Genomic DNA, 9,879 nt, shown 5'->3' on the forward strand with positions numbered 1-9,879 from the left:
CTTGGGTTAATGTCAACAATCACCCCCTCTCCGTTAACCGTGTTTAACCTATCGTGAGAAAGGCGTCAGTGGTTAGCACTGGTGTCATCAACTAACGACCTCTAGAATGCGTTGCCTTCCATTGGCCTGGCGTTTGCTCCATGACATCGGCGTTGACCATTAAAGCCCTGCCCTACTCTCCTACTCCACTGGAGATCTTTGCTCACCTGCGAAAGCGCCATGGTGCGGTATTACTTGATAGCGGCCGCCCATCAGCAAACGGGCGCTACGACATTATCAGCAGTGATCCGCTAGCCACGCTAGAAGTCATGCCTGATGGACAAACTAACTTCACTTCAAGGCAGCTTGAGCTTCCTCCGGCACTGGCTGGAGATATGCACGCCCAGCAGCAATGGATGCTTGATCAGTTGCCCAATAAAGACCTGCCTAGCGAGCTACCTTTTTTAGGCGGCCTGATCGGTTATTGGAGTTATGATCTAGGACGTAATAACCTTGCGATTCCCAGCCGCCACCCCAGTGTTACTAATCTGCCATTGGCACGCTTGGGGCTTTATGATTGGTGCATTACCTTTGATCACGAAAAGCAGGCAGCGTGGCTCATTGCATCAGCAACTCGTCAACAGCAGGTCATGCAATGGCTAGCTCAGCCACCTCTCAGTGTTACTAAAGACTTTCAATTAATCAGCCCCTTTCAGGGCCAGCTAAGCCAAGCGGATTACACCGAACGTTTTAACACTGTTCAGCACTACATTCGCGCCGGCGACTGCTATCAAATCAACCTTGCTCAGCGGTTTACAGCAAGCTATGAAGGCGATGAATGGCAGGCTTACCTACGCCTTCGCAAGGCAACGCCCACCCCCTTCTCAGGCTTCATGGCATGGCAAAACCAAGCAGTACTCTCGCTTTCCCCAGAGCGCTTTATTCAGTGTAAAGACGGAGTGGTGGAGACGCGCCCAATCAAAGGCACGCGAGCAAGAGGTAAGACGCCGGAGGAAGATATCGCCCTAGCCGAGCAGCTAGTCAGCAGCACGAAAGACCGCGCAGAAAATGTCATGATTGTTGACCTGCTGCGCAACGACTTGGGGCGAGTATGCGCGCCGGGGTCTATTCGTGTACCGCAGCTATGTCAGCTAGAGAGCTACCCCAACGTGCATCACCTAGTAAGCGTGATTCAAGGCCAACTGGCCAAACATCGCTCACCGCTGTCTTTGCTGACAGCAGCGTTTCCTGGCGGCTCTATTACTGGCGCGCCCAAAATACGCGCCATGCAAATTATTGACGAACTGGAGCCTTGCCAGCGCAGCGTCTATTGCGGAAGCCTGGGGTATATCGATAAACGGGGCAGCATGGACACATCAATTGCGATACGCACCATGGTAGCAGATGCAGGCAAGCTGCATGTTTGGGGCGGCGGAGGATTAGTCGCCGACTCTAAAGCAGACGAGGAGTACACAGAAACGCTGGACAAAATCCGCCATCTAATTGGCGCTTTGGAATAAATAATAAAATTTTTAAATCAAAAAGGAATATAAAAGCCAAACCAAACGGTATTGGGGCTACGCCCCCTCTCTTTGATAGCCTAGTGTCATACTCGACCTTATGACAGGAGGCAGCATGTCTTCAGCGCTTGACAGCATTAATCGTGACTTCGCCAATAATCCTCAAGACCTTATCAAGTGGGCGCTTGGCCAAGGCGAGCGACCTATTTGCACGACCAATTTCCGGCCGTTTGAGGCGGTGATTCTGCATATGGTCACTCAGGAACGTCCAGATATCCCCATCGTGTGGATGGACAGTGGCTATAACACTGAGGCCACTTACCAATTCGCCGATGCCTTAATCCAGCGGCTGAACCTAAACATGGTCAGCTTTATTCCGCAGCGAACCCGCGCTCACCGTGAAGCGCTAGAGGGGGCAATGCCCAGCATTGATGACCCACGTCACGCAGCCTTCACTCAAGAAGTAAAGATTGAGCCGTTTGAGCGCGCCCTACGGGAAATGCAGCCGGATGTCTGGTTCACCGCCCTGCGGGCAGAGGACACCCCAGAGCGGGCTAAAATGCAGCCTGCCAGCCGGAACAGCGATGGCTTATTAAAAATTGCCCCGCTGCTGCAGTGGACAGCAAAAGATATGTACTACTATCTTGAGGCACACGACCTGCCCAACAACTTTGACTACTTCGACCCCACCAAGGTAGAAGACAAACGTGAGTGTGGTCTGCATTTACAGCACTGAAAATGAAATGTAGGTGACAAACGGTGAATAGCGCGCAAGCTCAACCACGCTAATGCGCTATTCACCCTCTATCTCACCCTCTATCCTCACCCACTATTCGATGCTGCTAATGCTCAGGAAGCTCTACTCCCTCAAATAACTCATGCTCAAAACGTGGGCCAGCCAACAAGGCTTCGTCTACCAAGTCCCGAGTGAGATGAGGTGCAAAGCGCGCTAGGAAATCGTACATGTAGCCGCGCATAAAAGTACCACGACGAATTCCAATCTTAGTCGTAGAGCTCGCGAAAAGATGACTGGCGTCCAGCGCGACCAAATCTTCATCTAATACGGGATCAAACGCCATTTGGGCGACAATACCAACCCCCATGCCCAGTCGCACATAGGTTTTAATTACATCAGCATCAGCGGCCGTTAACACCACATTAGGTGTCAGTCCCTGTGCTTTAAACGCATCATCTAACTGCGAACGGCCGGTAAACCCAAACACATAAGTAACCAGCGGATGTTCACCCAGCGCTTGAAGCGTCAACGGCTTGTCTATTGATGCCAGTGGGTGGTCTTTAGGTACTAAAGCGCAGCGATTCCAGCGGTAGCAAGGTAGCAACACTAAGTCGGTGAATAGTTCTAGCGATTCAGTGGCAATTGCAAAATCAGCCTGGCCTTCGCTAACCATTTGGGCAATTTGCTTCGGTGTACCCTGCTGCATATGTAGCGCAACATCAGGGTACTTAAGAGTAAACTCACTAATGATAGGAGGCAGTGCGTAGCGCGCCTGAGTATGGGTGGTAGCAATCGACAAACTTCCCCGGCGCTCATCGCTGTGCTCTTGGGCGACTTGTTTGATATTTTCTGTCAGCTTCAGCACCTGGCCTGCCAGCTCAATGATAGACAGCCCTGCAGGTGTTACGCGGGTAAGGTGCTTCCCACTACGTGCAAAAATCTCAACACCTAGCTCATCCTCAAGCAAGCGTATTTGCTTGGAAATACCCGGCTGCGAGGTAAACAAACTCTGCGCAGTGGCTGACACATTCAGGTTGTGTCGATTGACTTCCCAGATATAGCGAAGTTGCTGTAGCTTCATATCCTCACCTTATTATCTATGCAGGAAGCACGTTGAAGCGCATCCTCGCGCCGCTGCTAACTTGCACCACCCGCGAAGCACCAAAAGGTGCAATACGCGGGGGGCGACACGCCTCATACATACAATTTTGAATAAAAAATTCTCTTATAATTCACTTATAGTATAAAAAATAGCCGTTACGAACACCTCAAAATTTTTCATAATGGTTGTCTAAACGTCACAGGAAATTTGCCAGCACCTTCTTCGCCCGCTAACATCTGCCAACTTGGCGCGGTGAAGTGCGCTAGTAAAACGCGTAATGACCGTTGCTCCATTTGAGGCAACGAAACAGCAAGAGCAACGCAAACGGGAGAAACAGATGGCTAACAATGTTGATGTCACCAACGCCAATTTTGAGCAAGAAGTCCTCAACGCCGAACAGCCAGTCCTACTGAAGTTTTGGGCCCCCTGGTGCGGTCCCTGTAAAGTAATGGCACCTGTGGTTGATGAAGTTGCCGCCGAACGTGGTGATAACCTGAAAGTGGTTAGCGTGAACGTTGACGATGCGCCTGAAATTGCTGCAGAGCAAGGTGTGCGCGGCGTTCCGACAGTGATGTTATTTAAGTCGGGCACGAAAGTGGCATCGCTAGTAGGTGCACAGTCTAAATCCCAGCTGACCCAATTTATCGATCAAAACGCCTAACGCGCGCGAACGTTACCGCTGGTACTGCCAGCGGTAACTCTCTGCACTTACCATCCTAAACGCCCCTTTTATTCTCGACGCTTCCAAGGCGGACGACGTGCATCACCAAGACGCGTTCGACGCTGACCTCCCGGCCCTAGCAAATGAGCAATCCAACGAGTCTGAGGATGGCTATCCAAGGCGATTTTTAATGTCATCGTCAATACGACCGACAACAACATCCCCGTAGCGCCAAAGATCCACCCCCACACAACCAACGAAAGAAACGCCACAAAGGTAGATAGCCCCAGCGCTTGCCCCATCACTCGCGGCTCAATCAAGTTACCCAAAACAAAATTGATCACCAAATAGGCGGATGCGAGTAACAGCGCCTGTAATACTCCGCCATCTTGAGATACTAACAATAGCAGTACGGGAGGAATCGCCGCCAAAGCCGAGCCGATATTAGGGATAAAGTTAAGCGCAAAAGCCAATACCCCCCACAGCAACGGAAACTCCACTCCCACTATCAAGCAAGAGAGCCATACGAGTACCCCGGTGGCCAAACTAATAACGGTCTTCACTGCTAGATAGCGTTTCAGCGTTAAACTAAACTCGCTAAACCGCTTTAGGCTTGGCGCTGGGTTCTCAAGAGCGCGGGACACTTTATCTCGGAAATTAAGCGTCTCAAACAGCATGAAAATAACTAACAGCCCAATAATACTGCCTTGCATAAAGAGATTGCCGAGCTCGCCTAACAACGTTGCCACCCACGACCCATCGTCCTCCATAGCAAGCATATTGCTAAGCTGATCAGGATTAATGGCTAGCCCACGGCTGGAGAGCGCGTTGAGCAAAGCCCAATAGTGCTCATACAAACGCGACTCGATATCTGGCAGCACCTGAACAAAGGTGCTAAAGCTGTTGACCACCAGCAAACCAATTAAGGAAATAAAGCCCAATAGCACCATCAGCGTTAAAAAAGCAGAAGCTCCCCTACTGAGGCCACAACGGTGCAGCCACTGCACAGGCGACGTACATACAACAGCAATAAATACTGACAGTAGCAGAGGAACCAAAAGATCCGCCCCGGCCTTCATACCCGCCACAATAACGACTAGTGCAGCAAGCGCCAGGGTCGCATTTAAGGGGATGCTACGATAATCCTCATCCGATAATTTCGACATTGCCCTTTCCTTAGCGTGTTATCCAGATATCATGGCCGCTCGCACAATATTGCACAAACCATGACAACATTAAGCAATTGCTTTGCATCGACTCTTAGCCAGTGAACTTTATTGCGCTTTGCCCTTCCAAGCAGCGTCACAGTATAAGTTAGTTAACATTAAACATTGGCTCGATCAGTAAGGAAGTGACTTATGAATCCAGTAACACCACAGCTAAAACGCTTGCGCTACGGCGTGCTTGGCAGCGCACTGCTCGCCCTTCTGGCAACGTCTACGGCCCATGCTGCTCCCACTACCCCGCCTAGCTTACAGGTCCAAGCCCAATCATGGGTGGAAGTAGAGCCCGATAAAGCCACTCTGTCCGCACGACTGTGGGAAAATACTCCCGCGGTTTCCACGCTGGAAGATACCGACAGCGGCGAACTGAGCGACGCACGCGAACGACTGGAAAATCGTGCCAGTGAGCTAATTAAGGCCATGGAAGACATTGGCATTGAGCAGCGCGCCATCAATGCAGGGTCACTTAATGTTTATCCTGAGCACGTCGCTGGCCCGCGCAACGATGATGGTGAGCGTGAAACGTTAATGCGCACCCGCTTAGAGCGCCCCTTCAGTATTGAGCTTACCGATATAGATCAGTTGGGCGAGGTGCTTGACGCCATGATAAGTGCTGGCGTGAACACGCTAGACGGCGTTCAGTTTGATCTTCAAGACCGCAACGCCGCTACCGATGAAGCGCTGACCAAAGCACTAGAGAAAGCCCGCCATAAAGCGGACCTAATGGCCAGCACCCTAGGCGTAAGCCTTGGTCAAGTACAGCGCATTGAAGAAGCCCAAGCTCCCGTCTTCCAGCCCCGCATGATGGCCATGCGCGCTGAGAGCGATTCCATGGGCAGTGGTTCCGCTAGCGACTATCGCCCCGGCACCATTCGTATCGATGCCGAGGTCAACGTCGTGTGGGCAATTAGAGGGCAAGACGCTCAAGACCGCCCAAGTAATGCTGGAGAGGCTCAGGAATAGCAATAGAGCCATCCGCCTGCTGGTGGTTTTCAAGCACCGCCAGCAGGCAACGCCCCACTGCCAAACCTGAACCATTCAATGTATGTAACAACTGCGGCTTTTTAGCGTCCGGGTGGCGGAAGCGAGCTTGCATGCGCCGCGCCTGGAAATCCTCACAGTTAGAGACTGAAGAAATCTCCCGATACGTTTCTTGGCTAGGTAACCAAACTTCCAAGTCGTAGGTCTTCGCCGCACCAAAGCCCATATCACCGGTACATAACGTGACTACGCGGTAAGGCAACTCCAACGCCTGCAGAATTGCTTCAGCATGGCCACGCATCTCTTCCAGTGCTTCATAACTCTTTTCTGGCTCAACAATCTGCACCATTTCAACTTTATCGAACTGATGCTGACGAATCATACCGCGGGTATCGCGCCCATGAGATCCTGCTTCGCTGCGGAAACAAGGCGTATGAGCCGTCAATTTCATTGGCAATGCCGCCTGATCGACAATTTCATCGCGCACAAAGTTCGTTAGTGGCACTTCCGACGTCGGAATTAAATGGTATTCCCGTTCGTCATTAAGCTTAAACAGATCTTCGCCAAATTTTGGCAGCTGGCCGGTGCCCATCAGCGAATCGCGATTCACCATGTACGGCACATAGCACTCTTCATAACCGTGCTGCTGAGTTTGCGTATCCAACATAAATTGCGCTAGCGCCCGATGCAGACGCGCAATCGGCCCACGCATTACCGCAAAGCGAGCGCCGGTCAGCTTAGCTGCCAGTTCAAAATCGAGATAGCCCGATTTCTTACCAAGATCCACGTGATCCAGCACCTCAAAATCAAACTCACGCGGCGTACCCCAGCGGTGAAGCTCAACATTGTCGTCTTCGCTTTTGCCTTCAGGCACGCTTTCATGCGGAAGGTTGGGAATACCACTGATAGCGTCATCCCACTCTTCCTGCACCTCGGCCAGCTCTTTCTTGGCTTTGTCCAAGCGCTCGCCTAAATCACTCACTTCATCCAGCAACGGCTGAATATCTTCACCGCTAGCCTTCGCCTTACCAATCGCTTTTGAACGCATGTTGCGCTCGTTTTGCAGCTGCTCGGTCTGGGTTTGCAACTCACGACGGCGCGATTCCAGCGCTTGCAGTGCCGCTTTATCAAGTTCGAAGCCCCGCCGGGCCAGTTGTTGCGCAGCCGCATCAAGATCACCGCGCAGCAGTTTCGGATCGAGCATGAGTTATCCCTTGGCCTGAAATCAGTGAAACACGGCGTACATCGCCCGTGATGAAAGAAGCCTATTGTAGGCAAAAGCACGGCGTGGAGCTATGGGGAAGCGCCAGCGAGTTATTAACTACTACAGCAAGTTATAAAAAGGAGGTTGGAAAACGAGAATTAGAGGTTCACACCTCCAAGAAAGATTCCCTCCGAACGTTTACTGCACAAAACTCTCTCTCCCCTGCATACGCTATTACCAATCGGCATAAAAACCTTGGCTCACTAGCCCAAAGTGATAGAGTGCCCGCCGATTTGCAGCACGAATCACTAATAATGGATGTTTAACAGGAGAAGCCTCGTGCAAGAAACAGCAAAAAAGGGAAAGTTTTCTTGGTGGAGTAGCATCGCGCTGTGGAAAAAAATTTTAGCGGGGCTGGCACTGGGGATATTAGCCGGTGCGTTACTGGGTGAAACCGCCAGTGTCTTTAAGCCGCTCGGCGATATTTTCATTAATGCCATCATGATGCTGATTGTACCGCTAGTGTTTTCGACACTGGTGGTCGGTATTACCTCAATGCGTGACCCGCAAAAAATGGGCCGTATTGGTGCGCGCACTATTACCTTGTATTTGGTGACGACGGCCTTTGCGATCAGCATTGGCCTACTGCTTTCTACCCTGTTGCAGCCAGGAGTAGGCGTCGATTTAAGCTTCGATACAGAAGTAACTGCCAACGAAGCCCCCTCGCTGATTTCTATTCTGGTCAACTTGGTGCCGCGCAACCCTCTCGATGCCCTAGCGAATGGCAACATTATGCAGATCATTGTATTTGCTATTGGCTTAGGTATTTCGCTAACGCTGATTGGCGAAAAAGGCGAGCCGGTTATGAAGGTCTTCGATAGCTTTGCCGAGGCGATGTACAAGCTCACCGGCATTGTGATGGCCTTTGCGCCCTTCGGCGTATTTGGCTTAATCGCCCATGTTTCTGGCCAGTACGGCTTAGAAATCCTGCTGCCACTGGCCAAGCTGATTGGCGTGGTATATCTCGCCTGCATTCTGCATGTGTTGGTAATTTACTCTGGGTTTATTTCACTACTTGGCCGCTTGAACCCTATGCGCTACCTCCAAGGTAGCTTGGATGCCATTGTGGTGGCGTTCTCCTCGGCCTCGTCTGCTGGCACGCTGCCGGTATCGATTCGCTGCGCGCAAAAAAACCTCGGGGTTTCAGAGGGCGTATCTGGCTTTGTGCTTCCCGTGGGCGCGACGATTAATATGGACGGCACAGCGCTTTACCAAGGCGTAGTCGTGCTGTTTATTGCCCAGATGACCGGCACCGATCTAACCATGATGGATTACGGCATGATTGTGGCCACCGGCACGCTGGCCTCAATTGGTACCGCGGGCGTTCCCGGCGCGGGTCTCATAATGCTGTCGATTGTAATGGCACAAATTGGCCTGCCTCTGGAAGCGATTGCGGTGGTTGCCGGTATCGACCGTATTCTGGATATGGCCCGCACCAGCGTAAACGTGGCGGGTGATTTGATGGTCACGACACTAGTGGGTAAAAGCGAAGGCGAACTAAACGAAGAGGTGTATAACAACAACCGCGCATAGACTGCTTTATGAATGTTACTTTAGCGCTTGCTGCCTTTGTGTAGCGGGCGCTTTTTTTATGGCCTGGCGCTAACCTGCTAGCATGTTGCTAATCCCCCTAACCATGCGAGCTCTTATGCCCTCTGCGTTTGAACAAACTCTAACGGCCATTGATGCGCTTCACGCCCAAGATCCGCGCCAAACCACCCTTGTCGATGGCACACCTCTGCCCCAAGAACTTGCCTACGCCCAGCGTATGAGCCATTGGTTAGCACAGTTACAATCTGCCCCTGCCGAGCTGCTACGCTTGGCAGTGCGCGCCCAGCATCTCCAGCGCTGGCTCGTGCCGCGCAGCGACTATCCTGAAGGACGCATAGGCTATTTAACCTGGCGTCGCGATCAAAGTGAGCGCGCGGGCGATACCACTGCCCAACTGATGCGTGACGCTGGTTATAGCGCTGCAGACGCCGAACGAACCGCAACGCTTATCCGTAAGAAAGGTCTTGGCCGCGATGCCGATGTGCAAACGCTGGAAGATTGCGCTTGCCTAGTGTTTTTGGAAAATCACTTCGCGGATTTCTCCCGCAAGGTCGAGCACGATCATATGGTGCGTATTGTGCAAAAAACCTGGGGCAAGATGTCCCCCCAAGCACATGCACTTGCTCTGGCACTGCCCATGAACGCGACCAGCGCAGCGCTAGTGAAAGAAGCGCTTGGCAGCGCATAAGACGCGCCATCAAGATGCAGAGCCGAGGTAGCTGCGGTAAAGTAGCGTATCCCCTATCCGCTCCCAGCAGTGACGGCTTGATCAACTATGATTGCATCTTTGGATTCTCGTACGGCCCCGTTTAAACGCCTAAGCACTCATTACGTGCGTTTCCTCGACGCCTTGCGCGCCCGT

At 51.9% G+C, this 9,879-nt stretch carries 9 protein-coding genes; 6 read left to right on the forward strand and 3 right to left on the reverse strand.

Annotation, left to right across the window (positions count from 1 at the left end):
* Positions 1-140 precede the first annotated feature (140 nt).
* Positions 141-1,499: an aminodeoxychorismate synthase component I gene (gene pabB, locus HVE01_RS18420; protein ID WP_146945312.1), complete on the forward strand. Its 1,359-nt coding sequence runs from the start codon at positions 141-143 to the stop codon at positions 1,497-1,499.
* Positions 1,500-1,614: 115 nt separating this feature from the next.
* The gene (locus tag HVE01_RS18425; RefSeq protein WP_146945313.1) at positions 1,615-2,235 is read left to right on the forward strand and encodes a phosphoadenosine phosphosulfate reductase domain-containing protein; all 621 of its coding nucleotides are present in this window, start codon (positions 1,615-1,617) and stop codon (positions 2,233-2,235) included.
* A 106-nt stretch (positions 2,236-2,341) separates the two neighbouring features.
* On the opposite strand, the gene cysB is transcribed toward HVE01_RS18425, so the two are convergent.
* The gene (gene cysB, locus HVE01_RS18430) at positions 2,342-3,316 is read right to left on the reverse strand and encodes an HTH-type transcriptional regulator CysB (protein ID WP_146945314.1); all 975 of its coding nucleotides are present in this window, start codon (positions 3,314-3,316) and stop codon (positions 2,342-2,344) included.
* A 298-nt stretch (positions 3,317-3,614) separates the two neighbouring features.
* On the opposite strand from cysB, the gene trxA reads away from it, so the two are divergent.
* Positions 3,615-3,998: a thioredoxin gene (trxA, locus tag HVE01_RS18435; protein ID WP_009722702.1), complete on the forward strand. Its 384-nt coding sequence runs from the start codon at positions 3,615-3,617 to the stop codon at positions 3,996-3,998.
* 68 nt (positions 3,999-4,066) lie between these two features.
* Here the strand turns inward: trxA and HVE01_RS18440 are convergent, their stop codons facing one another.
* On the reverse strand, positions 4,067-5,164 hold the full coding sequence (locus tag HVE01_RS18440; protein WP_089038608.1) for an AI-2E family transporter: 1,098 nt from the start codon (positions 5,162-5,164) through the stop codon (positions 4,067-4,069).
* Between the two features lie 192 nt (positions 5,165-5,356).
* Between HVE01_RS18440 and HVE01_RS18445 the strand changes: the two genes are divergently transcribed.
* Positions 5,357-6,184: an SIMPL domain-containing protein gene (locus HVE01_RS18445; RefSeq protein ID WP_146945315.1), complete on the forward strand. Its 828-nt coding sequence runs from the start codon at positions 5,357-5,359 to the stop codon at positions 6,182-6,184.
* Here the strand turns inward: HVE01_RS18445 and serS are convergent.
* On the reverse strand, positions 6,129-7,406 hold the full coding sequence (serS, locus tag HVE01_RS18450) for a serine--tRNA ligase (protein ID WP_089038610.1): 1,278 nt from the start codon (positions 7,404-7,406) through the stop codon (positions 6,129-6,131). The two genes, HVE01_RS18445 and serS, sit on opposite strands and share 56 nt — an antisense overlap.
* A gap of 339 nt (positions 7,407-7,745) precedes the next feature.
* On the opposite strand from serS, the gene HVE01_RS18455 reads away from it, so the two are divergent.
* Positions 7,746-8,999, forward strand: coding sequence for a dicarboxylate/amino acid:cation symporter (locus HVE01_RS18455; RefSeq protein ID WP_146945316.1), 1,254 nt, complete (start codon positions 7,746-7,748; stop codon positions 8,997-8,999).
* A 115-nt stretch (positions 9,000-9,114) separates the two neighbouring features.
* A complete protein-coding gene (locus tag HVE01_RS18460; protein WP_146945317.1) occupies positions 9,115-9,705 on the forward strand; it encodes a DUF4202 domain-containing protein in 591 nt (196 codons plus the stop codon).
* The last annotated feature ends 174 nt before the right edge of the window (positions 9,706-9,879 follow it).

The sequence above is a fragment of the Vreelandella venusta genome, from assembly GCF_007989605.1.
GTDB lineage: Bacteria > Pseudomonadota > Gammaproteobacteria > Pseudomonadales > Halomonadaceae > Vreelandella > Vreelandella venusta.